The 26451-nt window shown below is 67.8% G+C and carries 23 protein-coding genes and 1 tRNA gene; 13 read left to right on the top strand and 11 right to left on the bottom strand.

Annotated elements, in window-relative coordinates; genetic code table 11:
- Positions 1-67 precede the first annotated feature (67 nt).
- On the bottom strand, positions 68-676 hold the full coding sequence (locus GWG54_RS10170; RefSeq protein ID WP_167937664.1) for a universal stress protein: 609 nt from the start codon (positions 674-676) through the stop codon (positions 68-70).
- Positions 677-832: 156 nt separating this feature from the next.
- Between GWG54_RS10170 and GWG54_RS10165 the strand changes: the two genes are divergently transcribed.
- Together GWG54_RS10165 and GWG54_RS10160 are read left to right on the top strand one after the other, a co-directional pair.
- The gene (locus tag GWG54_RS10165; RefSeq protein ID WP_167937663.1) at positions 833-2410 is read left to right on the top strand and encodes a long-chain fatty acid--CoA ligase; all 1578 of its coding nucleotides are present in this window, start codon (positions 833-835) and stop codon (positions 2408-2410) included.
- A gap of 154 nt (positions 2411-2564) precedes the next feature.
- Positions 2565-3626: a DMT family transporter gene (locus GWG54_RS10160; protein ID WP_167937662.1), complete on the top strand. Its 1062-nt coding sequence runs from the start codon at positions 2565-2567 to the stop codon at positions 3624-3626.
- 40 nt (positions 3627-3666) lie between these two features.
- Here GWG54_RS10160 and GWG54_RS10155 read toward each other — a convergent pair whose 3' ends face one another.
- Together GWG54_RS10155 and GWG54_RS10150 are read right to left on the bottom strand one after the other, a co-directional pair.
- A complete protein-coding gene (locus tag GWG54_RS10155) occupies positions 3667-4203 on the bottom strand; it encodes a hypothetical protein (protein WP_167937661.1) in 537 nt (178 codons plus the stop codon).
- A gap of 38 nt (positions 4204-4241) precedes the next feature.
- Complete coding sequence (locus GWG54_RS10150) at positions 4242-4709, bottom strand: dCTP deaminase (protein ID WP_167937660.1); 468 nt, start codon at positions 4707-4709, stop codon at positions 4242-4244.
- Between the two features lie 91 nt (positions 4710-4800).
- Here GWG54_RS10150 and GWG54_RS10145 point away from each other — a divergent pair, with 91 nt between their 5' ends.
- On the top strand, positions 4801-5493 hold the full coding sequence (locus GWG54_RS10145) for an O-methyltransferase (RefSeq protein WP_167937659.1): 693 nt from the start codon (positions 4801-4803) through the stop codon (positions 5491-5493).
- Here GWG54_RS10145 and GWG54_RS10140 read toward each other — a convergent pair.
- Positions 5478-5930, bottom strand: coding sequence for a hypothetical protein (locus tag GWG54_RS10140; protein WP_167937658.1), 453 nt, complete (start codon positions 5928-5930; stop codon positions 5478-5480). The genes GWG54_RS10145 and GWG54_RS10140 overlap by 16 nt on opposite strands.
- 117 nt (positions 5931-6047) lie before the next feature.
- On the bottom strand, positions 6048-6914 hold the full coding sequence (locus tag GWG54_RS10135) for a tetrahydrofolate dehydrogenase/cyclohydrolase catalytic domain-containing protein (RefSeq protein WP_167937657.1): 867 nt from the start codon (positions 6912-6914) through the stop codon (positions 6048-6050).
- 100 nt (positions 6915-7014) lie between these two features.
- On the opposite strand from GWG54_RS10135, the gene epsC reads away from it, so the two are divergent.
- Positions 7015-7869 (top strand): serine O-acetyltransferase EpsC, encoded by an 855-nt coding sequence (epsC, locus tag GWG54_RS10130; RefSeq protein WP_167937656.1) that lies wholly within the window; start codon positions 7015-7017, stop codon positions 7867-7869.
- A 4-nt stretch (positions 7870-7873) separates the two neighbouring features.
- Here the strand turns inward: epsC and GWG54_RS10125 are convergent, their stop codons facing one another.
- Positions 7874-8740, bottom strand: coding sequence for a methylenetetrahydrofolate reductase (locus tag GWG54_RS10125; RefSeq protein WP_167937655.1), 867 nt, complete (start codon positions 8738-8740; stop codon positions 7874-7876).
- Between the two features lie 268 nt (positions 8741-9008).
- Between GWG54_RS10125 and GWG54_RS10120 the strand changes: the two genes are divergently transcribed.
- Complete coding sequence (locus GWG54_RS10120) at positions 9009-9308, top strand: hypothetical protein (RefSeq protein WP_167937654.1); 300 nt, start codon at positions 9009-9011, stop codon at positions 9306-9308.
- 311 nt (positions 9309-9619) lie between these two features.
- Positions 9620-11416: a BCCT family transporter gene (locus GWG54_RS10115; RefSeq protein WP_167937653.1), complete on the top strand. Its 1797-nt coding sequence runs from the start codon at positions 9620-9622 to the stop codon at positions 11414-11416.
- 4 nt (positions 11417-11420) lie between these two features.
- Here the strand turns inward: GWG54_RS10115 and GWG54_RS10110 are convergent, their stop codons facing one another.
- The 4 genes from GWG54_RS10110 to fdhF form a co-directional block, all read right to left on the bottom strand.
- Positions 11421-11843, bottom strand: coding sequence for a universal stress protein (locus tag GWG54_RS10110; RefSeq protein ID WP_167937652.1), 423 nt, complete (start codon positions 11841-11843; stop codon positions 11421-11423).
- Between the two features lie 85 nt (positions 11844-11928).
- Positions 11929-12084 carry a hypothetical protein gene (locus GWG54_RS10105; protein WP_167937651.1) on the bottom strand — a complete coding sequence of 52 codons (156 nt, stop codon included), beginning with the start codon at positions 12082-12084 and terminating at the stop codon, positions 11929-11931.
- Between the two features lie 68 nt (positions 12085-12152).
- Positions 12153-12590, bottom strand: coding sequence for a universal stress protein (locus tag GWG54_RS10100; protein WP_167937650.1), 438 nt, complete (start codon positions 12588-12590; stop codon positions 12153-12155).
- Between the two features lie 314 nt (positions 12591-12904).
- Complete coding sequence (fdhF, locus tag GWG54_RS10095; protein WP_167937649.1) at positions 12905-15040, bottom strand: formate dehydrogenase subunit alpha; 2136 nt, start codon at positions 15038-15040, stop codon at positions 12905-12907.
- 131 nt (positions 15041-15171) lie between these two features.
- Here fdhF and GWG54_RS10090 point away from each other — a divergent pair, with 131 nt between their 5' ends.
- Positions 15172-15744, top strand: a complete 573-nt coding sequence (locus GWG54_RS10090) for a hypothetical protein (RefSeq protein WP_167937648.1) — start codon at positions 15172-15174, stop codon at positions 15742-15744.
- 6 nt (positions 15745-15750) lie between these two features.
- Here the strand turns inward: GWG54_RS10090 and GWG54_RS10085 are convergent, their stop codons facing one another.
- Positions 15751-17466: a formate--tetrahydrofolate ligase gene (locus GWG54_RS10085; protein ID WP_167937647.1), complete on the bottom strand. Its 1716-nt coding sequence runs from the start codon at positions 17464-17466 to the stop codon at positions 15751-15753.
- Positions 17467-17774: 308 nt separating this feature from the next.
- Here GWG54_RS10085 and GWG54_RS10080 point away from each other — a divergent pair, with 308 nt between their 5' ends.
- The 6 genes from GWG54_RS10080 to GWG54_RS10055 all read left to right on the top strand — a co-directional run bounded on the left by GWG54_RS10080 (position 17775) and on the right by GWG54_RS10055 (position 26332).
- The gene (locus GWG54_RS10080) at positions 17775-20306 is read left to right on the top strand and encodes an FAD-dependent oxidoreductase (protein ID WP_167937646.1); all 2532 of its coding nucleotides are present in this window, start codon (positions 17775-17777) and stop codon (positions 20304-20306) included.
- A gap of 2 nt (positions 20307-20308) precedes the next feature.
- Positions 20309-21079: an electron transfer flavoprotein subunit beta/FixA family protein gene (locus tag GWG54_RS10075; RefSeq protein ID WP_167937645.1), complete on the top strand. Its 771-nt coding sequence runs from the start codon at positions 20309-20311 to the stop codon at positions 21077-21079.
- The gene (locus tag GWG54_RS10070; RefSeq protein ID WP_167937644.1) at positions 21076-22050 is read left to right on the top strand and encodes an electron transfer flavoprotein subunit alpha/FixB family protein; all 975 of its coding nucleotides are present in this window, start codon (positions 21076-21078) and stop codon (positions 22048-22050) included. The genes GWG54_RS10075 and GWG54_RS10070 overlap by 4 nt, the downstream gene beginning before the upstream one ends.
- A 249-nt stretch (positions 22051-22299) precedes the next feature.
- Positions 22300-24990, top strand: a complete 2691-nt coding sequence (gene ppc / locus GWG54_RS10065; RefSeq protein WP_167937643.1) for a phosphoenolpyruvate carboxylase — start codon at positions 22300-22302, stop codon at positions 24988-24990.
- A gap of 156 nt (positions 24991-25146) precedes the next feature.
- A tRNA-Ser gene (locus tag GWG54_RS10060) sits at positions 25147-25231 on the top strand.
- A gap of 594 nt (positions 25232-25825) precedes the next feature.
- Positions 25826-26332, top strand: coding sequence for a lactate utilization protein C (locus GWG54_RS10055; protein WP_167937642.1), 507 nt, complete (start codon positions 25826-25828; stop codon positions 26330-26332).
- Positions 26333-26451 lie beyond the last annotated feature (119 nt).

Raw genomic sequence — 26451 nt, 5'->3', positions numbered from 1 at the left:
ACGGTGCGAATCCCCTTCCTCGGCGAGGCTCTCGGCGCGAGCAGGGCGGATACGGCGCCGCTCGGTTTCATTCGACGATTCGAACGGCGCCCGTGACCGCGTCGACGTCGACCGCGACGGGTCCGCGATCGCTCTCGAGGGTCACGGTCCAGGTGCCGCTGGTTCGGTAGGGTGGCTCCCGGAGCGAGAGCTCCGCGTACCCCTCCGTCGCCGCCCGCTCGCGGGCCAGCCGTTCCGCCTCGGCCGAGTCCTCGATCTCGATCTCGTCGGTCAGCCGGACCGTGACGACGGGGACGTCCGCCAGGCGAACGACCCGCTCGGCTACGCTCCCAACCAGCACCCGATCCAGCCCCGTTCGGCCCTGGGTCCCCATGACGAGCATGTCGATCCCCTCCTCGTCGACGTACTCGAGGATCGCCTCGTGGGGAACGCCGCTCTCGACGGCGGTCCGTACCGGGACACCGTCGCGCGCGGCCTCGCGCTCGACGCGCTCGACGGCCCGACGGGCCCCCGCGGTCGCGTCCGCCCGGTTCTCGAGGGCTCCCAGCGGTCCCTCGGGGACGACCGACAGCGCGTGTACCGTCGCGTCGAATCGGTTCGCGATCGTCAACGCATGGGCGATCGCTCGTCGCGTTCCGTCGCTCCCGTCGGTCGGCACGAGGACGTGCTGGTACATCGTCTCGAGGTTGGGGCGGTGAGAGTAAATACCTCGGGCCGGCGCTCGGACCGAGCGGTTCCCCTGCCCGACACGGTTTAGCGTCTGTAAGAGTGACAGGTCTCCGACGAACAGTGTAAACGCTTTTTACTACGGGCGAAAACGTTGTCGTGAGACATGGCAAACCTTGTCAACGCCGTCGCGGAGACCGCCCGCGAGCACGGCGACGCCGCGGCCGTCGGGTTCCGGGGGAACGAGACCAGTTACGAGGAGTTCTGGGAACAGACGGGAGCGTTCGCCGCCGCGCTCGCCGAGCGCGGGGTCGGCGAGGACGACCGGGTCGCGATCTACCTGCCGAACGTCCCGCCGTTTCTGGTCGCGTTCCACGGGACGTTGCGGGCGGGCGGCGTCGTCGTGCCGATGAACCCACAGTACAAGGCCCGCGAGATCGGTCACCTGCTCGCCGACAGCGGGGCCGAGGTCGTCGTCGCGCTGACCGACCTCGTCCCGTTCGTCGAGGAGGTACGCGACGAGACCGACGTCGAGCACGTCGTCGGCGTCGGCGAGGGGGAGGCCGACGGGGCGATTCCGTTCGAGGAGTTCCTCGAGCCGGGCGCCCCCGAGGTCGTCGAGCGCGACGACGACGACGTCGCCGTCCAGCCCTACACCAGCGGGACGACGGGGCAACCGAAGGGCGTCGAGCTCACCCACCGCAACCTCGAGTCTAACGCCCGGATGGCGAACGAGCTCGTTCCGGAGGGGATCCGCCCGGAGGACAAACAGCTCGGCGTCCTCCCGCTGTTTCACATCTACGGGATGACCGTCGTCATGAACGCGACGCTGTTCAGCGGGGGGACCTACTACGCGGTGCCCCAGTGGGACGCCCAGGAGGCCGTCTCGCTCGTCGAGGAGGAGGAGCTGACGCTGATGCACGGCGTGCCGGCGATGTACAACGACGTCATCAACCAGCCCGACGCCGAGTCGTTCGACCTCTCCTCGCTGCGTCTCTGTGGCGTCGGGGGCTCCGGGATCCCCGTCGAGGTCCTCCGGCGGTTCGAGGAGCTGTACGACGTGCGGGTCTACGAGGGGTACGGGCTGACCGAGACGAGCCCGGTCACCCACTTCAACAGTCCGACCGAGGGCCGGCGCGTCGGCAGCATCGGCAAGTCCCTGCCCGGCGTCGACTCCCGGGTCGTCGACGGGGACTTCGAGGAGATTCCGCCCGTCGAGGAGGGGCCGCTCGACGAGGACGAGGCCGACCTCGACGAGGTCACCGGCGAGATCGTCGTCGCCGGGCCGAACGTGATGAAGGGGTACTACGGGCTGCCCGAGGCGACCGCGGAGGCGTTCACCGAGGCCGACGGCAAGACGTGGTTCCACACCGGCGACCTGGGATACCGCGACGCGGACGGCTTCTTCTACGTCGTCGACCGGGAGAAACACACGATCGTCACGGGCGGGTACAACGTCTACCCGCGCGAGGTCGAGGAGTTGCTCTTCGAACACGAGGCCGTCGCCGATGCCGCCGTCGTCGGCATCCCCGACGAGCGCCGCGGGGAGACCGTCAAGGCCTACCTCGTGTTGACTCCCGAGGCCGACGTCACGCCCGACGAGATCAGGGAGTACTGCCTGACGAACCTCGCCGAGTACAAACACCCCCGCGAGGTCAAGTTCGTCGAGGAACTCCCCCGGACGACTACCGGGAAGGTCCAGAAGTTCAAGCTCCGCGAGCGCGAGGAGGCGGCCGCCGAGTAGCCGCCTCGAGGGCTCACGCTCGAACCCTGCCGTCGAAGCGCGACACCGATCCGCGCGAACAGGTGGGAGGTGATATCACGCACCCCGAAAGTCATTTATTTTATCACCGGGTAGGTAGTACGTCGCCTTTCCTGCGGGTGGGCGCGAGGTGCAAATGACGAACACAAGAGACGTACTCGTATTCGGACTGCTGGCTATCGTGTGGGGATCGGGCTTTACTGCGATCGAGATCGGGTTGGAGTCACTGCCGCCGGTGCTGTTCGCGGCGTTTCGCTTCGACGCCGCCGCGCTCGTCTTCTTCGCGCTGGTCGTCGCGAGCGGCGCCCGGCTGCGTCCGCGGACTCGCGACGACGTTCGACTGATCCTGACGACGGGCGTCTTCCTGATCGGCGTCCACTTCGCCCTGCTGTTTCTCGGGCAGAACTACGTCTCGAGCGCCGTCGCGGCGATCGTCCTGAGCTTCGCACCGATCGTCACGCCCGCGATCGCGCTCGCGGCGCTGCCGTCCCACCAGGTCCGGGCGACGGACGTGCTCGGCCTGCTGGTCGGATTCGTCGGCGTCGCCGCCATCGCCGCCGCCGGCGGTTCGCTCGGCGGTCGGCTCGCGGGCGTCGCGCTCCTGTCCGGGGCGGCTGTCGCGTTCGCACTCGGTTCCGTCCTCACCCGTCGGTTCTCGCGGACCCTGCCGCTGGTCTCGCTGCAGGCCTGGTCGATGCTCGTCGGCGCCGGGATCCTCCACGCCCTCAGCCTCGTTCACCCGACGGAAGCGCTCTCGAGGGTCGACTGGAACGGCGGGGCGCTCGCGGCGATCGCCTACCTCGGGATCGTCTGCAGCGTCGGCGGGTTCCTGCTGTACTTCCGCCTGCTCGAGGGCGTCGGGCCGACCGACGCGAGCCTCGTCAGCTACGCGACGCCGATCGTCGCGGCGGGGTTCGGCGCCGCGGTGCTCGGCGAGCCGATCACGAGTGCGATGGTGCTCGGCTTCGGACTCATCGCCGTCGGGTTCGCCCTCTGTCAGATCCGTCCCCTCTGGCGGCTCGTTCGGGGCCTCCCCGGCCCGCAGCACCGTCCGTCCGCGGCCGAAACCGTTCGGGTCCGGGGCAACGAGTACGTCCTCGAGGAGCCGACCGTCGAGCGCGCTCGAGTCGGAACGGGCGAGGGGTACGGGCCGTCCCGCGGCGGGGGCGCAGCCTCCGATCCGATCGCCGACGACTGAGCGAGCCGAGCCGAGGGTGCGATCGACAACGGGATCCGCGCTACCGTTTCTCGGGACCGTCCGACTCGAGCGGACACAGCTCCGCCTCCGGATCGGAGGTCGTCGACCGACAGCGCGCGAACCACGTCCGCGGCTCGTCGTACGGCAACAGGTCGGCGACCGCGGCGTAACAGTCGACCCCTCGAGCGCCGTCTCGGTCGTCCGACCGTTCCTCCTCCCCGTCGGCGTCCCTGGCCGAGTCCGGCTCGGACACCCGGATCGACGCCGTCTCGTGGCCGTCGAATCGAACGTCGACGCGGTACCGTCCGGGCGCCGACGGCCACCCGCAGTCGACGTCCGTCCCCGGAACGACCCCCTCACCGTCATCGTACGCCGCGACCGTCTCGGTCGTCGAGAACACGCGGTCCCCGCCGCGGTACACCGCGACGCGAGCGGTTCGCTCCCGGTCGGTCTGGTTCGTGAGAACGACCCGACCCAGGTGGACGTTCTTACCCTGCTCGTCGAAAACCGCGGCGCAGCCGGCGGTGGCGACGCCGACACCGGATCCGAGCGAAGCGAGGATCGTCCGTCGGTTCATAGCCGATACGCTCCACGCCGAAGCAAGTGTCTTCGGGCCTACGGCTCCTCGAACCCGGCCTCCTCGAGCGAGCCGCCGACGGGCGCGAGCGTCGAGATCCGGGCGTTCTCCTTGATCTCGAGTCCCCCGTCGGGGATCGACAGCGGGAGCAACGGGAGGTGGGAGTCGACCTGGACCGTCGGGTGAGCGCCCCCGCGGGCCAGCAGCTCGTTGTTCGGCTGGAGCAACAGCGGCTCCTCGAGGTCGGTGAGGAACTCGTTGTGCTGGACGACGTAGCGGCCGCCCTCGAGGTTCCACCAGCCGTACTCGTCGTCGGGGTCGCGGCGGGTCGTCTCGACGGGCTCGAGGTCGGCGTCGGCCAGCTCGTCCCCGCCGAAGTCGAGGCTGCCGGGAGCGGCGACCGCGTAGATCGCGCTCACCGTCAGGTCGATTCCGCGATCGTGGACCTGCGTCGGCTGGTACACCAGGTTGTCGACGGCATTTGCGAGCGGGTGGTCGTCGCTCATATCGGTCGAACCGACGGTCCCGAGCGGCAAAAAATATGCCGCTCGAGGGGACTCCCCGAAGGCTTTGGTGGCGCCTCCCCGAGGATTCGGTATGGTCGACGTCCTCAGCGAGGAGATGGCGAGGTTCGTTCGCGCGGTCGGGCCGGCGCCCGACGAGACGCTCCGTGAGATGGACGAGTACGCGGACTCGGCGGGCTTTCCCCACGTCGGTCCCGAGGTGGGCGGATTCCTGCGGTTTCTCGCCCGCGCCGTCGACGCCGAGCGGATCTTCGAGTTCGGTTCGGGCTACGGCTACTCGGCGTACTGGTTCGCCGACGCACTCCCCGCCGACGGCGAGATCGTCCTCACCGAGGTCGACGCGGACGAACTCGAGCTGGCCCGCGAGTACATGGCCGCGGGCGGTCACGACGCCGTAGCCCGGTACGAACTCGGCGACGCCCTCGAGACGATCGAGGGGTACGCGGGGCCGTTCGACGTGGTGTTGATCGACCACCAGAAGGACCGCTACGTCGACGCCCTCGAGGCCGTCCGGTCGAAGGTGCCCGTCGGCGGCGTCGTCGTCGCCGACAACGCGATCACTGCCGGACCGATCGAGTTCGAGACGCTGCTCGAGGTCGCAGAGCGCGAGGCCGGCGGGGACGGCGAGTGGTCGATCCCGGAGTCGGCCAACGAGCACACCCGCGGGATCGCGGCCTACCTCGAGCGCGTGACTCGGGATCCGGCCTTCGAGACGGTCGTGCTCCCGCTTGGCGAGGGGATCGCGGTGAGCTACCGCGTGGAGTAGTCGGACTCGCCCTCGAGGACCTGCTCCTCGGCGACGTCGGCGCCCGCACTGGCGTACTCCCGAAATCCGAGAAAGACGGTAGCCGAACAGGAGAGCAACAGCGCCGTCCACGTCAGCGCCGACAGCGAGCGAACCCCGGCGGCCGTCGTTCCGGGGGCGGCGCCGGCGACCGTCTCGAGGCCGACGAGGTGGAGTCCGGCGACGCCGAGAAAGCCGATCCAGAGCCCGAGCGAGAGCCGAGCGAGCTCCGGGCGGGACACCCGATCGGCGTACTGCGCGACGCAGTAGACGCCGCCGACGGCGAGCGCGGTCGCGCCGACGGTCGTCGCGGGCCCCACGTCACCCGCAGTCGCCGCGCCGGCACCGGCAAAGAGAACGAGCGAGACGGCGAGTAACCGCTGTTTTGAGCGATGAACTGTCGGAATCACGTCGAGCACCGTTTTCCTGGGTGCAACACTCGGCCGTACAAATACCTGTTGGCTACTCCGAGCGGAGGGCGGATCCGGGCGGACCGAACGCTCGAGGAGCCGAACCGGTAGCCCTCGGTCGACGCGTCAGTCGCTCTCGCTCCGGTCGGCGGCTCGAACGACGTTCTCGACGAGCGCCGCGAGCGTCACCGGACCGACCCCGCCGGGAACGGGCGTGATCGCGCGGACTCGTTCGCTCGCGCTCTCGAAGTCGACGTCGCCGACGACCGTCCCGTCGGGTCGGCGGTTCGCGCTGACGTCGACGACGACGGCCTCGGGGGCGAGCATCGAGCCGTCGACCAGCTCCGGGACGCCCGCGGCGGTAACGACGATGTCCGCGCGGCGGGTGTGGGCCTCGAGGTCGGCCGTCTTCGAGTGACAGACCGTGACCGTCGCGTTGCCCCCGGAACGATCCTGCAGGAGTCGATTGGCCAGCGGTCGCCCGATCGCGCCCGAGCGGCCGACGACGACGACGTCGGCGCCCGCGACCGAGATCTCGTACGCCGACAGCAGCCGATCCACCGCCGCGGTCGTAGCCGGGACGAACCGCGGCTCCCCGGCGACGAGCCGTCCGAGATTCGTCGGGTGGAGGCAGTCGACGTCCGCGGCGGGATCGAGCCGGCGCCGCGCCGCCGACAGCGGGACGTGGTCGGGGAGCGGCGCCTGGACGAAGACGGCGTCGACCCCGGAATCGTCGGACAGGCGTTCGATCTCCCGGTACAGTCGCTCGGCCGGCGCGTCGGGCTCGAGGCGGACGTCGCGGGTGGCGATCCCGACGTCGGCGCACGTCTCGTGTTTCAGTTCGACGAACCGCTCGTCGGCCGGGTCGTCGCTCATCAGCACCGTTCCGAGCGTCGGCACCGTCCCCTCCTCTCGGAGACGCTCGACCCGCTCGCCGGCGCGCTCGAGGATCGGCGTCGCGACCGGATCCCCGCGGAGCAGTTCTGGCGACACGTCCTCCCTTCGTCGACCGAGGACTTGTAGGGTTCGCCGCCTCGGGTCGAGGGCCCGGACGGCTGGAAAGCATTTGGTCGTCCCGTTCGATAGCCCGACCATGGCATACGAGTACGCGGAGGACGGCGCCGAACGGCTGCTCGAGACGTACGACACCGACGCCGCGACGGGCGCGGCGTCGTCGCAGTTCCCGCGGGACGACAGGCGCCCGGAGCTGTCCCTGCTGCGACGGCTCCTCTTTCCGGGCTGCTGGAACGCCGCCGAGTTGCTGACCGACGAGGCGGCGCTCCGGGAGACGCTCACCGAACTGGGCTCGCACTACGAGCGGGGGATCAGAGCCTACGGGGGGTCCGACCCCGCGGCGACGACGACCGACGTGCTCGATCGGCTGCCGGAGCTGCGCCGCACGCTCGAGAAGGACGTCGAGGCCGCCTACAAGGGCGATCCGGCCGCGCGGTCGGTCATCGAGGTCGTTCGGTCCTATCCCGGGCTGCAGGCGATCACGATGCAGCGGGTCGCACACTGTCTCTACGAGGCCGGCGCCCCCGAGTACGCCAGGGAGCTGACCGAGTACGCGAAGTCGGTCACGGGGATCGACATCCATCCGGGGGCCCGGATCGGCGACTACTTCTTCGTCGACCACGGCACCGGGGTCGTCATCGGGGAGACGGCGACGATCGGCGACTGGGTCCGGCTCTACCAGGACGTGACGCTGGGAGCGTTGCACTTCGAGGAGGCCGAGGACGACGAGAAGGCGCTGAAGAAGGGGTACAAGCGCCACCCCGACATCGGCGACAACGTCGTGATCGGCGCGGGCACGAAGGTACTGGGCGCGATCACCGTCGGCGACCACGTCAGCATCGGCGCTAACTCCTGGGTAACGGAGGACATCCCGGACCAGACGAGCGTGTTCGTCTCCGAACACCCCGAGCAGGAGCGAAAGCGAAACGGGTGAGCCGTCAGCGGTGCTTCTCGAGCGTTTCGGCCCGCCAGGACTCGAGATCGGGCACCTGGTTGAACGCGTAGATGTGAACCCCGCGAATGTCGTAGTAGGGGTCGGTCGCGTAGGGGGCGAGCCCCTCGAGCAGCGTGTCCGGCGAGTACGTGCCCCTGGAGCCGACGAGCTGACGAACGAAGCCGACGATCCCGCTGGTCTTTTTGAGGAAGCGAACGGAGTCGCCGACGCCGACCTTCTGCGAGATACCGAGCAGCCGCTGGTACTTCATCACACCCGGGATTCCGATCTCGACGGGGAGCTCGACGCCGCGGTCGCGGATCTCCTCGATCCACTCGAGGACGGCGTCGGGATCGTAACACAGCTGGGTCACGATGTAGGTGGCGTAGGGCTCTTTCGCGGCCATCGACTCGGCCAGCGTCTCGTCGTCGAGGAAGGCGTGGCCCTCGGGGTACCCCGTGATGCCGACCTCCGCGAACTCGTAGGGAAGCTCCTCGAGGGCGACCAGCAGCTCGTAGGCGGACTCGAACTCCCCGGCCGGTTCCTCGCGGTCCCCACCCGGCACGAAGACGTCCGTAACGCCCGCGTCGGTGAGCCGGCGGGCGATCTCCGCGAGGTGGTCCCGGTCCTCGACGTAGCGGGCGGCGACGTGGGGGACGATCTCGTAACCGCGCTCGCTGGCCCGTTCGCTCCACTCGATCGTCGCCTCGAGCCCCAGCGTCGGGGAGGTGGTGATGGCGATCTCGGATCCCTCGGGGAGGTGGCCGAGCTGCTCGTCGATGCTCTCGAACGGCATCAGCTCGAAGCGGGGCTTCTCGAGCAGTTCGACCATCCCCTCGGCGGTCGGCATCGATTGGATGTCACTGGACATGGGTCGGTTCGTTCACCTGGCGCGGCTCCCGCCGTCGATCGATCGCGAGTGTGGGCGTCGCCCGGAGCGCACGTGGTTGGCAGACATTATCAGACAGGTCCGCTCGAGAACACATAAATCGAACGACGAGGGGGGTTCGAACCGCAACGTGACGACTCTCGAGAACGTCGTGGAAGCGGTCGGGCCGGTGCGGCGGTGGTCCGATCCGGAACCGTCGGGGGATCGACGCGACTGCGGTTTTTAGTGGCTCGAGCGGAGAGGGAGGTCCATGCGACCGGGTACGGGGGTAAGTCCCCGCTGTGAGCGCTGCGGGTACGAACTCGAGGGCGACGAGGCGGGCTGTCCCGGCTGTGGGTTCAATCCCCGCCAGATCGGGCTGCGCGTCTCGATGGGGTTTCTCCTGATCGTCGTCTGTTCGATGACCGCGCTCTCGATCCCCCTGCTGACGGGACTGGCGCCGGTTCTCCTCGCGCTCGCGGCCGTCTCGTTCGGGCTCGCCGTCGCGACGTTCGCGGTTTCGTTTCTCGCGACGCCGTCCCGGCTCGGATTCCTGTTCGTGCGGCCCTGAATCGGCGACGCCGTCGGGACGGCCCCGCTGCAGGTCGAAAGGTCTATCCGGCGGTGTGTGCCTCGGGTAACTACACGGATCGTTACCAAAACTATATGCCGAACTGCAGGCAAACCACATACTGTGATTGACAGGGAGTATCATTCGTGATTCGTTCCCACCCCGGGTCGTCGTAACGGCGGCTCGAACGGTCGGAGCCGAGGGGGCGGCCCGATCGGCCAGACGGTGTGTCACGAACGGTCACCTCGAAACAGGGTCGATCGACGACTTCGGACGGAGCGACAACGGCGACACGAACACGGAGGGAAACTATGGCAGACGAAGATAAGCGCGGTATCCAGGGACAACTCTTCCACGCGGAGACCGACCGAGAACCGGGCGACAGAAACTGGCAGGGGTACGGGTTCGACATCAATCCACCCGTATTCCTCACCGCAGGCGGGCTGATCGTGCTGTTTATCGTGCTCTCGCTGGCGTTTCCCGACCAGGCGGGAACGGCGTACCAGGAAACCCGGGTCGCGGTGTCGGACTACTTCGACTGGCTGTTCATCCTGGCGGCGAACACCTTCATCATCTTCATGGTCTACCTCGCCATCAGCAAGTACGGTTCGATCCGGCTGGGCGGGGTCGACGGCGAGAAGGAGTTCAGCGACATCTCCTGGATCGCGATGCTGTTCAGCGCCGGGATGGGGATCGGCCTCATGTTCTTCGGCGTCGCCGAGCCGGTGTTCCACCTCTTCGATCCGCACCTGGGCGCGGAGGCGGGAACCGACGGCGCCGGCGAGGTGGCGATGGCGGTGTCGCTGTTCCACTGGGGCTTTCACCCGTGGGCGATCTACGCGCTGGTCGCGCTCGGACTCGCCTTCTTCTCGTTCAACCGCGGACTTCCGCTCACCTTCCGATCGGTGTTCTACCCGGTGCTCGGAGACCGGATCTACGGCTGGCCGGGCCACGTCATCGACGTCTTCACCATCTTCGCGACGCTGTTCGGTCTCGTCACCTCGCTGGGACTGGGCGCGCTACAGATCAACGCCGGGTTGACGTTCGTCGGCGACGAGATCGCCGCGTTCCCCGCCGTCCCCGACGCGACCTGGGTGGCCGTCGCGATCATCGCGGTCGTCACGGGGCTGGCGACTATCTCCGTCTACCTCGGCCTCGATAAGGGGATCCGACGGCTCAGCAACCTCAACCTCACGCTGATGATGATCCTGCTCGGCTCGGTGTTCGTCCTCGGACCGACGCTGTTCATCCTCGGCGCCCTGCCCCAAGGGATCGGCGGCTACCTCGGCAACTTCTTCGAACTGTCCTTTTTCGGCGGCGCCTTCGACAGCCACTACTTCCAGGGCTCGGAGTTCTACGGACCCGGCGGTGAGGGGGAGGGGAACTTCCTCGTCGACTGGACGGTGTTCTACTGGGCCTGGTGGATCTCCTGGTCGCCGTTCGTCGGCATGTTCATCGCGCGGATCTCGAAGGGACGGTCCGTCCGGGAGTTCGTCGGCGGCGTCCTCCTGATCCCCGTCATCTTCTCGTTCGCCTGGTTCGCCACGATGGGCGGGAGCGCGCTGAACTTCGAGCTGAACGAGGCGACCGCGGGCACCATCAGCGGCCCCGTCTTCGAAACCGGCGAGGAGGTCGCGATGTTCGCGATGTTCGAACTGATGCCGGGGACGGTGGTCCTCTCGGTGCTCGCGATCGTTCTCGTGACGACGTTCTTCGTGACCTCCTCGGACTCCGGATCGCTCGTCCTCGAGCACCTGAGCACCGGCGGCAAACACGAGACACCCCCGGCCGGCCGGGTCTTCTGGGCGGTCTCGGAAGGGCTCGTCGCCGCCACGCTCCTGATCGCCGGCGGCGACGCGGCCGTCGAGTCGCTGCAGGCGGCGGCTATCGCCAGCGGGCTTCCGTTCACCCTCATCCTGCTGTTTATGATGTACGCCGTACTGACGGGGCTCAGACGGGAGTACAGGACGCTCCAGTCCGACGAGTTTACCGAGCTGATCGAGGACCTCCAGGAGGACGACGAGATCGTCGTCAGGAGTCGGACCGGCGACCTCGTCACGCACGTCAGAACCAGGGACGGCACCGTCGTCGACGTCGGCGACGACTGATCGCCTACGAGCGGACGACGGTCACCGGCTGCGGACACCGCCGAAGGACCTTCTCGACGTTGGACCCGAGGTACTTCTCGAGGGTTCCCCGGCCGCGTTCGGCCACGACGACCGCGTCGATCGACGCGGCGTCGGCGTAGTCGACGATCGCTCCGGCGACCGCTCCCGACTCGACCGCGCCGACGGCCTCGAGCCCCCGATCCTCGGCCCGATCGACGACCTCGTCGACGACCCCGTGGCCGTACTGGCGGTACTCCTCGAGTCCCGCCTCGCTCGCGCCGACGCTGCGGACGTACGACCCCTTCGTCTCGACGACGTAGAGAGCGTGGACCTCGGCGTCGAACGTCGCCGCCAGCTCCAGCCCGTGCTCGACCGCGGCCTCGGCTTTCCGGCTCCCGTCCGTCGCGATCAGTATCCGGTCTAGCATACCCGTTCACGCCGGGATTCGGCGGACTCGCGCAAATAGTTTGGGCCACGCTCACGGCGGCGGGGTCGAGCCACCGTCGGACGGCTCACGGGGCGTTGATCTCCCGGACGTAGATCGAGAACGCGACGAACGTCAGCAGCGTGCCGGCGACGAAGTGTCGCCCCGCCAGCAAGAGACCGACGCTGGCGAGAGCCAGCACCACCGCGAGGATCGTGGCGGCGAGCGCGACGCGTCTGGACATACCGAGTTACCGCGAGGACGCGACTTATTCCCGTCGGCTCGAGGACGAGCGAACGCCGATGAGACCGATCAGCTCGTCCACTGGGGGCCGGCGACGACGGTCACCGGCGCGTCGATCATCCGAATGACCTTCTCGGAGGTGCTCCCGAGGTGGCGCTCGACCGCCCCGTGGCCCTGCTTTCCCATCACGACGAGGTCGGCGTCGTTCTCCGCGGCGTAGTCGACGATCTCCTCGGCCGGACGACCGGTTCTGATCGCGCCCTCGCCGCTGAGGCCGCGCTCGGAGATGCGGTCGACGACCTCGCTGACGACCTCCTCGCCGTACTCCCTGTAGGAGCGGAGCTCGTCGTCGGTGAGGCCGACCGTCAGGATGTAGTTCGCCTTGGTCTCGACCACGTATAGCACGTGTACCCTCGCACCCACCGCTTCGGCGACGTCGAGACCGTGTTCGATACACCCCTCGGCCTCGTCGCTCCCGTCCGTCGCGATCAGAACGTTGTCGTACATGTGTACTCGTCCTCTCCCGTCCGAAACATGGCGGGTCACTCATATAGTCCTTGCTTTTGTTACCACACGACACGGTCCCGGAGCCGTCGCGGTGGTGCTCACCGACAGCGCCGAGGCGTTGCAGGCGACGGCCGTGCTGACCAGCGCTCCCCTCGCCGTCCTCGTCCTGATCGCGCTGGTCGGCTTCCGTCGCGACACTGGGCCGCCACGAGCGCGGGCACCGATGACTCGTCGGTACCGCGCGCTCACGGCTGGGCGGCGATACCGGGGACGCGAGGGAACTGAGAGCGACGAGCCGAAACCGAACCGGGTCGTCAGTCGTCTGCCGGCGTCTCGGCGTCGGCGGGCTCGAGGCCGACCTCGATCTCGGTCGCGGCGGCCTTGTACTCGGGGATCTTCGCGCGTTCGTCGAGGACGTCGTTGGTCAGCCGGTTGGCGGAGGCGGCCGCGAAGTGCGGCGTCGTCCACACCGATCCCTCCTTGATCGCGTCGGTGACCTGGGCCTCGACGGTGATCTCGCCCCGTCGGGATTTGAGCACGACGTCCTGACCGTCCTCGACCCCGTAGCGCTCGGCGTCGTCGGGGTGGACGTCGACGAAGTTCTCGGGGGTCTGGCGGTTCAGCGTCGGCGACCGACGGCTCATCGTCCCCGTGTTGTAGTGTTCCTCGAGCCGGGCGGTCGTCAAGATTAGCGGGTACTCCTCGTCGGGGGTCTCCCTGGGCGGCTGGTGAGTCACGCCCTCGATCCGTCCGAGACCGTTGTCGGTGTCAAAGCTGTCCTCGTAGAGGAACCGGTCGCCCTCGTCACCGAGTTCGTAGCAGGGCCACTGGATCCCCTCCTCGCCGAGGATGTCGTAGGTCATCCCGTAGTAGCTCGGACAGACCTGCCGGAGCTCCTCGAAGACGGCCTCCTCGTCCTCGAAGCGGAACTTCTCCTCGCTGAACAGCCGGCTGCCGACCTCCATGAGGATCTCGAGGTCGTGTTTCGTGTTCTCGTGAACCTTCTCGACGCCGCGCATCCGTTGAACCCGGCGGTCGGTGTTGGTGACGGTGCCGCCGCGTTCGGCCCAGGTCGTCGCCGGGAGGACGACGTCGGCGTACTCGGCCGTCTCGGTCATGAAGATGTCCTGGGCGACCATGAACTCGAGGTCCTGGATCCGCTCGATAACCCGGTTAGCGTCGGGTTCGCTCACGACCGGGTTCTCGCCCATCACGTACAGCCCCTTGACCGAGTTGCCGAACTCGTGGGAGAGCTCGACGTTTGTCAGTCCGGGCTCGTCGGGCACCTCGAAGCCCCACTCCTCCTCGACGGACTGGCGGGCCTCGTCGTCGTCGACCAGCTGGTAGCCCGGCAGGACGTTCGGCATCGCGCCGACGTCGCAGGTCCCCTGGACGTTGTTCTGGCCGCGAAGCGGGTTGACGCCCGTTCCCGGCTTGCCGAGGTTGCCCGTGATCAGCGCGAGGTTGATCTCGTTTTGAACGTTGTCGACCCCGCAGGTGTGCTGGCTCATCCCCATCCCGGTGAAGATGGCCGCGTTGTTCGCCATCGCGTACTTCTCGGCGGCCATTTCGATCTCCTCGAGCGGGACGCCACACTGCTCGGCGGCCTCCTCCTTGTCGAAGTCCTCGAGCGTTTCCTTCAGGTGGTCGAACCCTTCCGTGCGCTCCTCGATGAACTCCTCGTCGATCCAGCCCGCGTCGGGCTCTTCCTCGTGGTTCTCGAGGATCGTCTTGATGACGACGTTCAACAGCGGGATGTCGGTCCCCGGCTCGAGCTGGAGGTGCTGGTGGCGATCGGTCTCGTCGATCTGGAACGACGAGGTCGTCTTGTTGGCGTGGGGATCGACCTGGATCACCGTCGCCCCCTCGAGGACGGCCTGGCGGAAGTACTGGCTGTTGGCGATCGGGTGCTGTTCGCCGGGGTTTGCCCCCTGGATCCAGAAGACGTCGGCCGACTCCTCTAAGTCGGCCATGCTGTTGGTCATCGCGCCCGCGCCGAGGCTGGTCCGCAGCGCCCACACCGTCGAGGCGTGACACATCCGGGTGCAGTTGTCGACGTTGTTGGTGCCGTACCGGCGCGCGAGCTTCTGGAGGAGGTAGTTCTCCTCGTTCATCGTCTTCGAGGAGCCGAAAAAGCCCATCGCGTCGGCCTCGTACTCCTCGCGGATGCGCTTGAGTTCGTCGACGATGCGGTCGTAGGCCTCCTCCCACGTCGCCTCGCGGAACTCGCCGTCTTCCTTGATCAGCGGCTCGGTGAGTCGGTCCTCGTGGTCGACGACCTCCGTCGCCGCGCCGCCCTTGATGCAGATTCGGCCCTCGTTGACCGGGGCGTCGCCCCACGGCATGAACTGGACGTCGCCGGGTTCCTCGCCCTGATTGACCTGAATTCCGCAGCCGACGCCGCAGTACGGACAGATCGTCTTGACGGGCTCGGATTCCTCAGTCGCCATCGGAATCACCTGTGCGGAGTGTGGCCATGGTATACCGTAGCGTTTCACCCGACGAGGTATGAACGTTTCTCCCGTCCCGTTCGAAACGGTGGGAGAAACGTTCACAGTACCGGGCGTCCAACCGACCGACGATGGCGCTCGCCCCGGACACGGTCGCGACCCTCGCCGACGAGTACCCCGACGAACAACCCCTCGCGGCCGTCGAGGACGAACACCGCGAGCTGTTGCCTGCGACCCTCCGGAAGGGAGCGTACGGCCGGCGCGACGTCGAGTGGATCGTCCAGTGGTACTTCCGGCGCCTCCTCGGTCGGTACCCCGACGCCGAGCGACGGGCCGTCGAGGAGCGCTTCAGCGACAACGAGTACGAGGCCCTCGAGACGGCGATCGACGGCGCGCTCGAGGCCGAGACGACACGCGCGAAACTCGAGGCGCTGATGACGCTCGCGGGGGTCGACCGCTCGGTCGGGACGGCGTTCCTGCAGTTCCTCGAGCCAGAGCGGTACCTGGCCATGAGCGCCCGCGAGTGGGGCGTGTTGCGCGAACAGGGGGAACTCGAAGAAACCTATCCGGACGAACCGACCGTCGAGGACTACGAGCGCTACCTCGAGCGCTGTCGCGAGCTCGCGCGGCGGTGTGACCGCGATCTCTGGGACTGCTACCGGGCGCTGTGGCTGCTGGGCCACCGATCCGAAGGCGGGCCGTGAGCGGGCTCAGAACAGCCCGTCGATGCTCCCGTCCGGCCGCAGCTCCATGTTCGCGGCCGCGGGCTCCTCGGGGAGGCCGGGCAGGGTGAGGACGTCGGCGGTCAACACGACGAGAAAGCCCGCGCCTGCGGAGGGGTAGACCTCGTTGACCTCGAGGGTCCAGTCCTCGGGGACGCCCTTGCGGCTCGCGTCGTCGCTCAGCGAGTGGAACGTCTTGGACATGCAGATCGGCACGTCGTCGAACCCGTGCTCGGTGAGCCGTTCGATGTCGCTCTGGGCGTCGCTGTGGTACTCGACGCCCTCGGCCCCGTAGATCTCGGTCGCGACGACCTCGATCTTCTCTTCGATCGACATCTCGAGGTCGTACAGCGGCTCGAACGACGACTCGGTTTCGGCCGCGTCGACGAGGTTCTTGGCGAGGGCGACCCCGCCCTCGCCGCCGTCGCTGAACACCGTCGATTCGGCGACCCGCACCTCCAGTTCCTCCCGGCAGTGCTCGAGGACCGCCTCGACCTCGGCGTCGGTGTCGTCGGGGAACCGATTGAGCGCGACGACGACGGGGACGCCGAACTTCCGGAGGTTCTCGGCGTGTTTGTCGAGGTTCTCGAGGCCGCGCTCGACGGCCGCGACGTCCTCGTCTTCCAACTCGTCGAGGTTCGGCGGCCACATGTCTTGGCCGTGGTACTTCAGCGCCCGCACCGACGCCACGAGCGTGACCGCGTCGGGCTCCATCTCGCCGAACCGACAGACGATGTTCATGAACTTCTCGGCGCCCAGATCGGAGCCGAAGCCGGCCTCGGTGACGAGGTACTCCGAGAGGTGGGCCGCGACCTCGTCGGCGATCAGCGAGTTGGTGCCGTGGGCGATGTTGGCGAACGGACCGCCGTGAACGAACGCGGGCGTCCCCTCGAGCGTCTGGACGACGTTTGGCTTGAGCGCGTCCTTCAGCAGGATCGCGGCCGCGTCGGTCGCGCCGATGTCGTCGACCGTGACCGGCTCGCCGTCCTCGGCGTAGGCGACGATGATCCGCCCGATGCGGGCCTTGAGGTCCTCGAGGCTGTCGGCAAGACAGAGCACCGCCATCATCTCGGAGGCCGCCGTCAGGATGAACCCGTCCTCCCGTGGAACCCCGGTGACCTCGCCGCCCAGGCCGACCACCGTCTCCCGGAGGACCCGGTCGTTCATGTCGATCGCGCGGGGCCAGTTCACCCAGTTGACCGCGATATCGAGCTCGTTGCCCTGCTTGATGTGGTTGTCGAGCATCGTCGAGATCAGGTTGTGCGCCGAGGTCAGCGCGTGCAGGTCGCCCGTGAAGTGGAGGTTGATGTCCTCCATCGGGAGCACCTGGGAGTAGCCCCCGCCCGCGGCGCCGCCTTTCACGCCGAAGACCGGTCCCAGCGACGGCTCCCGGATCGCGACCAGCGCGTCCCGATCGATCCGGTTGAACGCCTGGCCGAGCCCGACCGTCGTCACCGTCTTCCCCTCGCCCAGCGGCGTCGGCGTCATCCCGGTGACGAGGATCAGCTTTCCGTCCTCGGAGCGCTCGCCCCGCAGGCGCTCGATCGCGTCGAAGGAGACCTTCGCCTTGTAGTCGCCGATCGGCTCGAGGTCGTCGGCCGCGAGCCCGAACGGCTCGACGACGTCGGCGATCGGACGCTTCTCGGCATCCTGTGCGATCTCGTAGTCGGTCGGAATCGACCCGTCCTGATTCGAACCCGTCATCTAGTGTCCGTTTTCCCGAAACAGTGATAAGTGTTAGCTCACCTATAGCGTTCCGGATACGACGAGGTCCCGACCCGAACCGGGGTCGGCCGACGCGGCGACCTGCCGCTCACTACTTAATCGTGGGGGTGCCGACCGAATCGGTTCGCCCGTAACTCGGCGTACTCGCGCCTACTACGGGAATTTAATATCCTGGGTATCGTTGACAGGATACTAGGACGTAGTATGATAGATAACAACATTCACGTGCCGAACGGGCAGTATCCGAACAAGAGTCCGAGGGACGGTCTCGAGGGAGGCGATCGCGGATGAGCGACGCGTTCCCCTCGAGTGCGGGCACCGTCGTCATCGGGGCGGGGATCGTCGGCAACAGCCTCGCGTACCACCTCGCGGAGCAGGGCCGGGAGGACATCCTGTTGCTCGACAAGGGACCGCTGCCGGATCCCGGCGGTTCGACGGGTCACGCGTCGAACTTCCTGATGCCGGTCGAGCACTCCAAGGAGATGACCCACCTCACCCGCCGGAGCATCGAGCAGTACGAGGACATGGACACCTTCACCAACAGCGGCGGGATCGAGGTGGCCCGGACCGACGAACGGATGGCGGAGCTGAGACGGCGCGTCCAGTCCGCGAAGGCCTGGGGGGAGCCCGGACGCATGCTCTCGGTCGAGGAGGTCGAAGAGATGGTCCCCTACGTCAACACCGATCTGATCAGGGGCGGCTTCTACAGCCCGGGTGCGGGAACCTGCGACCCGCTGCGTGCCGGCGAGGTGATGCGGGCCCGCGCCGACGAGTACACCGACGGCGGGCTAACGGTGTCGCCGAACACGACGGTGCTGGACCTCCACCTCGAGGACGGCGCGATCAGTGCGGTCGAGACCGATCGCGGAACCGTCGAGGCCGACGAGGTCGCGATCGCCTGCGGCCTGTGGAGCCCGAAGATCGCCGCGATGGCCGGCGTCGAGATCCCCCTGACGCCGGCGGTCCACCAGATGGTCAGCGTCGGCCCGATCTCCTTTTTCGAGGACTACGAGGGCGAGATCTCCTTCCCCGTCGTCCGGGACATGGACACCCAGATGTACGAGCGCCAGCACGGCAACGACCTCGAGGTCGGCTCCTACCAGCACCGCCCGATCCTCTGGGACGTCGAGGAGATCCCCTCGATCGACGAGGCGCCGCTGTCGCCGACCCAGCCGCCGCTGACCGACGACGCCTTCGAGCAGTCGATGCGCGACGCCCTCGAGATGGTGCCCGACCTGCTGGACGACCCCGAGGCCGGGGTTCGCCACGAGATCGACGGGCTGCTGTCGGTGACCCCCGACGGCGCGCCCCTGCTGGGGCCGCTGCAGGACGTCGATGGACTGTGGTCCTGTGCCGCGGTCTGGATCAAGGAGGCCCCCGCCGTCGGCGAGGCCGTCGCCCAGTGGATGACCCGCGGCTGGTCCGACATCGACCTCCACGGCTCGAACGTCAACCGCTTCTACGAGTACGGCAACTCCAGACGGTTCGTCGAGAACCGCGCCCGCGAGGGGTTCCAGAAGATCTACGGCATCGTCCACCCCCACGAGCAGTGGCAGAGTTCGCGGCCGCTGCGCACGAGTCCGTTCTACGACCGCCAGGACGACCTCGACGCGCAGTTTTTCGAGGCCGCGGGCTGGGAACGACCCCAGTGGTACGACTCCAACGAGGACCTCCTCGAGCGCTACGACGACGAACTCGAGGGGCTCGAGCGACCCAACGAGTGGGACTCGCGGTGGTGGTCCCCGATAATCCTGGCCGAACACCTCCACATGCGCGACAACGTGGCGATGGTCGGCGACATGGGCTTCGGCATCTTCGATTTCGTGGGTGCGGACGCCCGCGAGTTCCTCGAGGGGATGGCCGTCGGTCAGATCGACGTCGACGTCGGGAAGACGGTGTACACGCCGATCCTGGCGGAAAACGGCGGCTTCGTCTCCGACCTGACGATCGCCCGCCCCGGCCCCGAGCGCTTCCGGTTGATCACGGGCGGGGCGGCCGCGGGCTCGGACCGAGCCTGGTTCAAGGGACACCTCCCCGAGGACGCCGACGTGACAATGATCGACAACTCCGAGTCGCTGTGTACGCTCGGCGTCTGGGGGCCAGCGGCCCGCGAGGTCCTCGAGTCGGTCGCCGAGGAGGACGTCTCCCACGAGGCCTTTCCTCCCTATACCGCTCAGGAGCTCACCGTCGGCGAGGTCGACGCTTGGGCGATGCGGCTCTCCTACGTCGGCGAACGAGGCTGGGAGCTCTACGCCCCGATGGGCCAGGGCCGACGGCTCTGGGAACTGCTCGAGGAGGCCGGCAAGGACCACGATATTCGCCCGGCCGGGATGGGCGTCTACGGCACCACCGGCCGCATGGAGAAGGGGTACCGCCTCTACGGCCACGAGCTCGAACTCGAGTACGATCCCTCGGAGGCGGGCCTGACCTTCCACGGGGTCAAGGACGCCGACTTCGTCGGGAAGGAAGCGTACGCGGAGGCCCTCGAGACCGAGGACGCGGCGACGCTGTGTACCCTCTCCGTGGCCGACCACGCCCCCGAGGGGGGCGAGCCCCGGTTCATGCTGGGCGGCGAGCCCGTACTGGACGACGACGGCGAGGTGATCGTCGACGGGGAGGGCCGGGAGTCCTACGTCACCAGCGCGGGAACCGGCCCGACGGTCGGCAAGCACCTGCTGATGGCCTATCTCCCACCCGAACACGCCGAGGAGGGCCGCGAGCTCGCGGTCGAGTACATGGGCCAGCGGTACCCCGTCGAGGTCGAGGTCGTCGGCAGCGAACCGCTGTTCGACCCCGAGAACGACCGCATCCGGAGCTAACCATGAAGGTACTCGCCTGTCTCAAACGCGTCCCGAACACGGGCGCCAGGATCGTCCTCACGGAGGACGAGCAGCGGATCGACACGAGCGGGCTGGGGTTTACGATGAGTCCCCACGAAGAGTGTGCGATCGAGGAGGCCGTCGCGCAGGTCGAGACCCACGGCGGCTCCGCGCACCTGCTCACCCTCGGCCCGCCCGAAGCGGACGAGCAGCTCCGGACCGGGCTGGCCATGCAGGCCGACGAGGCGACGCTGCTCGAGACCGACGGCGAGGAGTGGTCGCCGCGGGCGACCGCCGATGCGCTCACGGACGGAATCGAGCGCCTCGCCGACGACGAGGGGTTCGACCTGCTGCTGTTCGGCAACGAGTCCGCCGACGCGGCCAACTACCAGGTCGGGGTCCGCGTCGCGAGCGAACTCGGCTACCCCTGCGTCACCGGGATCAAGGACCTCGAGGTTGAGGACGGCACCGCGGTCGCGAGACGCGAAATCTCCGGCGGCGAGGAGGTGTACGAGGTCGACCTGCCGGCCGTCGTCACCGTCAAGGAGGGGCTCAACGAGCCCCGCTACGCCTCGATGCGGGCCAAGATGCAGGCCCGCCAGCAGGAGATCGAGAGCGTGGAGCCACGGGCCGAGACGAGGGGAGGCGGACTCGAGAAGGTCCGTCTCGAGGCGCCCGAGACCGACGACTCGCCCGCGGAGATCCTGGGCGAGGGGCCGGAAGCGGTGCCCGAGATCGTCGACGTGCTCGAGGAGGAGGTCGAGGTGCGATGATCCTCGCGCTGGTCGAGCACGACGAGGGAATGCCCGACGAGGCGTCGCTCGAGGGAGTCGCGATGGCCCGCGAGCTGGCGACCGCCGAGGGGGACTCGCTTGAGGCCGTCGCCGTCGGCGACGAGGCCGACGAGCTGACTGATATCCTCGGCGACCACGGCGTCGAGGCGGTCCACCGCGTCACTCACAACCGCCTCGAGCGCTACGCGCCCGACGCCTGGGCCGAGGGGATCGTGCAGCTCGCCGACGAGCGCGGGGCGACGACGATCACGGGGCCGGGCACGGACCGCGGGCGCGACGTCCTCGCACGGGTCGGCGCGAAACTCGACGCGCCGCTGGCGACGGACTGTCTCGGGGTCGACGTCGCCGCGGACGGCGCCTACGAGCTGCGGCGGAACCGCTGGGGCGGCAGCCTGATCGAGCACGCCCGCCTCGAGGGCGAGCACAAGCTGCTGACGGCGGCGGAACACGAGTTTCCCGCCGAGCCCGCCCCGTCACCGACGGAACCGACCGTCTCCGCGTTCGAACCCGACCTCGAGGACGACGACCTCGAAGTACGGGTCGACCGCGTCGAGACGGGCGACGAGGAGGGGATCCCGCTGGGCGAGGCCCGGGTCGTCGTCGGCGGCGGCCGAGGTGTCGGCAGCGCCGCGGACTACGACCAGCTCGAGGAGCTGGCGGAGCTGCTGGGCGGAACCGTCGGCGCCTCCCGGGCCGCGGTCAACGAGGGGTGGCGCCCCCACGACGACCAGGTCGGTCAGACAGGTGCGAAGATCAGTCCGGACATCTACATCGCCTGCGGGATCAGCGGCGCCGTCCAGCACATGGTCGGCTGCAAGGGTGCGGAGACGCTGCTCGCGATCAACACCGATCCCGAGGCCGCGATCATCCAGAAGGCCGACTGGGCCGTGATCGGCGACCTCCACGAGGTCGTGCCGGCGCTGAACGACGCGCTCCGGGAGGCCGACTGACCGTCCGCGCCGAGCGGACGGTCGCCGAGGACCGACGCTCGGTTCACGTCGCGGGTCCGCCGTCCGATCCGCAACCCGTAGGAAACCCGAGCGTTCTCGGTCGCGGGCGGAGCGCGAGGGGGCGACCGACGAGCCGCGGACGCCGATCGTCGGATCGGAATCGCGCCCGGACTATCAGGGAAAAAGATGTGTGAGGCAAGGCTTCGGGGCTGTACGGACCTTTTTAATCCGTAGTGCGTACGGGGTCGTATGACACTGCATAACAGAACGGTCCGCCAGGACGTCCGCGAGCTGGGCGCGCTCCTCGGCGACGTCCTCGAGGACCAGACCTCGCGACGGGCGTTCGAGACGGTCGAGTCCTGCCGGACGACGGCGATCGACTACCGCTCGGGCGAGCTGGAGTCCCGCGACCCGCTCGCGACCGAGCTCAACAACCTCTCGCCCCACCAGCAGCGGGTCGTCGCCAGGGCTTTCACGACGTACTTCGAGCTCATCAATCTCGCCGAGGAGCGCGAGCGCGTACGCTCGATTCGAACCGGTTCCCAGGAGGGGACCCTCGAGGACAGCCTCGAGACGGCCGCGGCCGAACTCGCCGAGACCGACGTCGAGACGGTCCAGCAGGTCCTCGAGGACGTCCTGATCGAGCCGACGTTCACCGCCCACCCGACGGAGGCCCGGCGCAAGACGGTCAAATCGAAGCTGCGAACGATCGCGACCCACCTCGAGACCCTCGACGAGCGACTGCTGACCGACAAGGAGCGCGACCAGGTCTGGCGGGACGTCGACGCCGAGGTGACGAGCCTCTGGCAGACCCCCCAGGTCCGCAAGCGCCAGCCGGAGGTCGCCGACGAGGCCCGCAACGTCCAGTGGTACTTGGAGAACACGCTGTTCGACGTCGTCGGCGAGGTCTACGACGAGCTCGCAGACGCCATCGACGAGGAGGTCGGTCACAGCCTCGAGATCCCGAAGCTGTTCGAGTTCCGCTCGTGGGCCGGCAGCGACCGGGACGGCAACCCCTACGTCACCCCGGAGGTGACCGCGAACACCCTCGAGCGCCAGCGGGAGGTCGTCTTAGAGCAGTACCGTACCCAGCTCAAACGCCTCTCGGGCGTGCTGAGCCAGGACGGCAGCCGGATCGACGTCGGTCCGGAGTTCGAGGCCGGACTCGAGGACGACCGGGAGCTGCTGCCCGGCAGCGCCCGCACCGCCGAGAACCGCTATCCGGGCGAGCCCTACCGCCAGAAGCTCAAGCTGATGCGCGAGCGCCTCGCGCGGGTCGGCGACGTCCGCCCCGGCGGCTACGACGAGGTCGACGAGCTGCTCGACGACCTCGAGGTCGTCGCCAAGAGCCTGCGGAACAACGGCGCCGAGAGCGTCGTCGACGCCCACGTCGATCCGATCCGTCGTCAGGTCGCCACCTTCGGCTTCTCGCTCGCGAGCATGGACCTGCGGGACCACCAGCAGAAACACACCGACGCCATCGCCGCGGCGCTGGAGCGGGAGGGGATCGACTACCACGGCCTGAGCGAGGACGAACGCGTCGAACTCCTGACCGACGCAGTCCTCCAGGACGAGCCCGTGATCGACCTCGCCGACACCGAGGGACTCTCGGAGGATTCGGCCCGCGTGCTAACGCTGTTCGACGAGCTCGGCGACTGGCAGACCGAGTACGGCGTCGAGGCGATCGACACCTACGCGATCTCGATGACCGAGGAGCCCAGCCACGTCCTCGAGGTGCTGTTCCTCGCCGACCAGGCCGACGTCGTCTCCCTGCCCGAACACTGCGGGATCGACATCGTCCCGCTGCTCGAGACCGAGTACGCCCTCTCGGGGGCCCGCCGGATCATGGGGACGCTGTTCGAGAACGAGGCCTACGCGCAGGCGCTCGCTGCCCGCGACGACACCCAGGAGATCATGCTGGGGTACTCCGACTCGAACAAGGAGAACGGCTTCCTCGCGGCGAACTGGTCGCTGTACAAGAACCAGCGCCGGCTGGGCGAGATCTGCGACGACCACGACGTGACGATGCGGCTGTTCCACGGCCGCGGGGGCTCGATCTCGCGTGGCGGCGGCCCGATGAACCAGGCGCTGCTCGCCTTGCCAAACTCCACCGTCACGGGCCAGGTGAAGTTCACCGAGCAGGGCGAGGCGATCGCCGAGAAGTACGGCAACCCCCGCATCGCCGAGCGCAACATCGAGCAGATGCTGAACGCCCAGCTTCGGGCCCGACTCTACGCCGAGGACCAGCCGGAGGAGGACGTCGACGAGGAGTGGGTCGAGGCGATGGAGACGATGGCCGACGCCGCCCGCCGGGAGTACCGCGATCTGCTCGAGAGCGAGGGGTTCGTCCGGTACTTCGAGCAGGCGACGCCGATCACCGTCATCGAGGACCTCGATCTGGGCTCCCGGCCCGCCTCGCGGTCGGGCGAGCGCACCGTCGAGGACCTGCGGGCGATCCCGTGGGTGTTCTCCTGGACCCAGTCGCGGTGTATCCTGCCGGGCTGGTACGCCCTGGCCAGCGGGATCGACGCCTACCTCGAGGACGGCGGCTCGACGGAAACCCTCCAGGAGATGTACGACGAGTGGGCGTTCTTCCGATCGACGCTGGACAACGCCGCGCTCTCGCTGTCCCGGACCGAACTCGAGATCGCCGAGACCTACGCGGGGATGGCCGACGCCGACCTCCGCGAGCGGTTCTTCCCGCGGGTCAGCGAGGAGTACGAGCGGGCCGCGAAGCTCGTCAAGACCATCGGCCAGCGCGAGGAGCTCCACACCCGCGACTGGCTCGGCGAGAACCTCGAGCGACGGAACCCCTACGTCGATCCGCTGAACCTGCTGCAGGTCTACCTGCTCGATCGCACTCACCGCACCGACATCGAGGAGCGAACCCTGCGGCTGACGGTGAAGGGGATCGCCGCGGGGATGAAGAATACGGGATAACAGCCTCCCGCGCGGTTCGTGGGTACCGTCCTGCGTCGGCCTCGACGGCTCGAGTGTAACGCTTCGAGTCGGGTTGTCGCGGCAGTGCGGGATCGCTTCCCAGACCGAACGACGATTCGAAACCGATAAAAACGTCACCGCGGTAGGTTGAGCTGAGCCGAGATAGCCTAGCCCGGCCAAGGCGGCAGATTCGAAATCTGCTGTCCTCACGGACTCGGGAGTTCAAATCTCCCTCTCGGCGCTTTTCAGCAGCACAAAACGGCGAGCGTAGCGAGTCGTCCGTGCTGCTGAAAACGATACAAGGGAGTTTGAACGAGAGAAGACGCAGCATCCGCGAAGAGAGGATGACCGTCTTCGCGTGGTTCAAATCTCCCTCTCGGCGCTTTTCCGCGAACTACGTCGTCGAGCACCACGTAGCGTGTGCTCGACACCCGCGAGCGGAAAACGACGATGGGATTTGAATCAGGGAGTGAAGCGAGCCCAGCGAGCGAAACGACCGTGGTTCAAATCTCTCGGTGCTTTTGCAGTACCAAACCGGTGAGCGTCGCGTAGCGGTGCGAACCGCTCGTCGCGAGGAGGTCAAAAACGCGTTTTCCGCGTTCGATCGCTCTCCTGCGAACCACGTGCCGGTTACGTCGAGTCGACGGGGCCGAGCACCAGAAGACGACCGATAGCGGGTGTCGTCGTCAACCGGTATCGAATAGACGGCTCTCCAAAACGCCGCCGGCCTGAGGTCTCGAATGTTCAGCAATATCGACTAATATTAGTGATGTGTGAATTCGAAAAAGTGCATGGATGGAAACACCCATTAGACTGTTTCAGAAACTGTTGTTCTATGTCAGCCGAGCCAATCGCGACCTTCGAATCGTCTCTCGACGAAGTCGGGGTCGAACTCGTCCGGACGAGTGCGGATCAGTTCGAGTCCGCGCTGACGCCGCTTCTCGACGCACCCGCAGTCGGCGCTCCGCTCCCGTTCGAGAACGTCTCGCTACCGGACGCCGTAGAGACCGATCCGGAGGTAGCGGAACTCGAGGCCGCCAAAACCGGCGTCACCGTCGCCGGATACGGTATCGCCGACTACGGGTCCGTGATTATCCAGGGCGGCCCCGACGGCGAGGAACCGGCGAGCCTCTACGCCGACGAACACGTCGCCGTCGTCGCCGGCAGCGACGTCCTCCCGGACATGGACGCGACGTTCGATCGGCTCGCCGAGGATATTCGTAGCGGCGCCGGGCAAGCCATCATCGCGACCGGACCGAGCGCTACGGCGGACATGGGCGCGCTCGTGAAGGGTGCGCACGGTCCGGTGGAAGTCACCGTCGTTCTCCTGGAGGACAGATAGATGAGCGTCGATACCCGCCAGCGGAAAGCCGAACGCATCCGCCACCTCCTCGAAACCGAAGGCGACAGCGTCCACAAGAACACGCAGGTCTTCAACAACGGCCGTTACGAGTCCACCGC

This window comes from Natronococcus sp. JC468 (genome assembly GCF_012163165.1).
In the GTDB taxonomy this organism is placed as follows: domain Archaea; phylum Halobacteriota; class Halobacteria; order Halobacteriales; family Natrialbaceae; genus Natronococcus; species Natronococcus jeotgali.
Note: the sequence above shows the minus strand (reverse complement) of the source record. Positions and strands in the feature narration are given on the sequence as shown.

Coding starts and splice junctions, on each gene's coding strand:
- GWG54_RS10070 (WP_167937644.1), top strand. CDS start 21,076: ATGATCCTCGCGCTGGTCGAGCACGACGAGGGAATGCCCGACGAGGCG.
- GWG54_RS10080 (WP_167937646.1), top strand. CDS start 17,775: ATGAGCGACGCGTTCCCCTCGAGTGCGGGCACCGTCGTCATCGGGGCG.
- GWG54_RS10155 (WP_167937661.1), bottom strand. CDS start 4,203: ATGAACCGACGGACGATCCTCGCTTCGCTCGGATCCGGTGTCGGCGTC.
- GWG54_RS10125 (WP_167937655.1), bottom strand. CDS start 8,740: ATGTCCAGTGACATCCAATCGATGCCGACCGCCGAGGGGATGGTCGAA.
- GWG54_RS10120 (WP_167937654.1), top strand. CDS start 9,009: ATGCGACCGGGTACGGGGGTAAGTCCCCGCTGTGAGCGCTGCGGGTAC.
- GWG54_RS10100 (WP_167937650.1), bottom strand. CDS start 12,590: ATGTACGACAACGTTCTGATCGCGACGGACGGGAGCGACGAGGCCGAG.
- GWG54_RS10075 (WP_167937645.1), top strand. CDS start 20,309: ATGAAGGTACTCGCCTGTCTCAAACGCGTCCCGAACACGGGCGCCAGG.
- fdhF (WP_167937649.1), bottom strand. CDS start 15,040: ATGGCGACTGAGGAATCCGAGCCCGTCAAGACGATCTGTCCGTACTGC.
- GWG54_RS10105 (WP_167937651.1), bottom strand. CDS start 12,084: ATGTCCAGACGCGTCGCGCTCGCCGCCACGATCCTCGCGGTGGTGCTG.
- GWG54_RS10145 (WP_167937659.1), top strand. CDS start 4,801: ATGGTCGACGTCCTCAGCGAGGAGATGGCGAGGTTCGTTCGCGCGGTC.
- GWG54_RS10115 (WP_167937653.1), top strand. CDS start 9,620: ATGGCAGACGAAGATAAGCGCGGTATCCAGGGACAACTCTTCCACGCG.
- GWG54_RS10090 (WP_167937648.1), top strand. CDS start 15,172: ATGGCGCTCGCCCCGGACACGGTCGCGACCCTCGCCGACGAGTACCCC.
- GWG54_RS10150 (WP_167937660.1), bottom strand. CDS start 4,709: ATGAGCGACGACCACCCGCTCGCAAATGCCGTCGACAACCTGGTGTAC.
- epsC (WP_167937656.1), top strand. CDS start 7,015: ATGGCATACGAGTACGCGGAGGACGGCGCCGAACGGCTGCTCGAGACG.
- GWG54_RS10165 (WP_167937663.1), top strand. CDS start 833: ATGGCAAACCTTGTCAACGCCGTCGCGGAGACCGCCCGCGAGCACGGC.
- GWG54_RS10160 (WP_167937662.1), top strand. CDS start 2,565: ATGACGAACACAAGAGACGTACTCGTATTCGGACTGCTGGCTATCGTG.
- ppc (WP_167937643.1), top strand. CDS start 22,300: ATGACACTGCATAACAGAACGGTCCGCCAGGACGTCCGCGAGCTGGGC.
- GWG54_RS10110 (WP_167937652.1), bottom strand. CDS start 11,843: ATGCTAGACCGGATACTGATCGCGACGGACGGGAGCCGGAAAGCCGAG.
- GWG54_RS10055 (WP_167937642.1), top strand. CDS start 25,826: ATGTCAGCCGAGCCAATCGCGACCTTCGAATCGTCTCTCGACGAAGTC.
- GWG54_RS10085 (WP_167937647.1), bottom strand. CDS start 17,466: ATGACGGGTTCGAATCAGGACGGGTCGATTCCGACCGACTACGAGATC.
- GWG54_RS10170 (WP_167937664.1), bottom strand. CDS start 676: ATGTACCAGCACGTCCTCGTGCCGACCGACGGGAGCGACGGAACGCGA.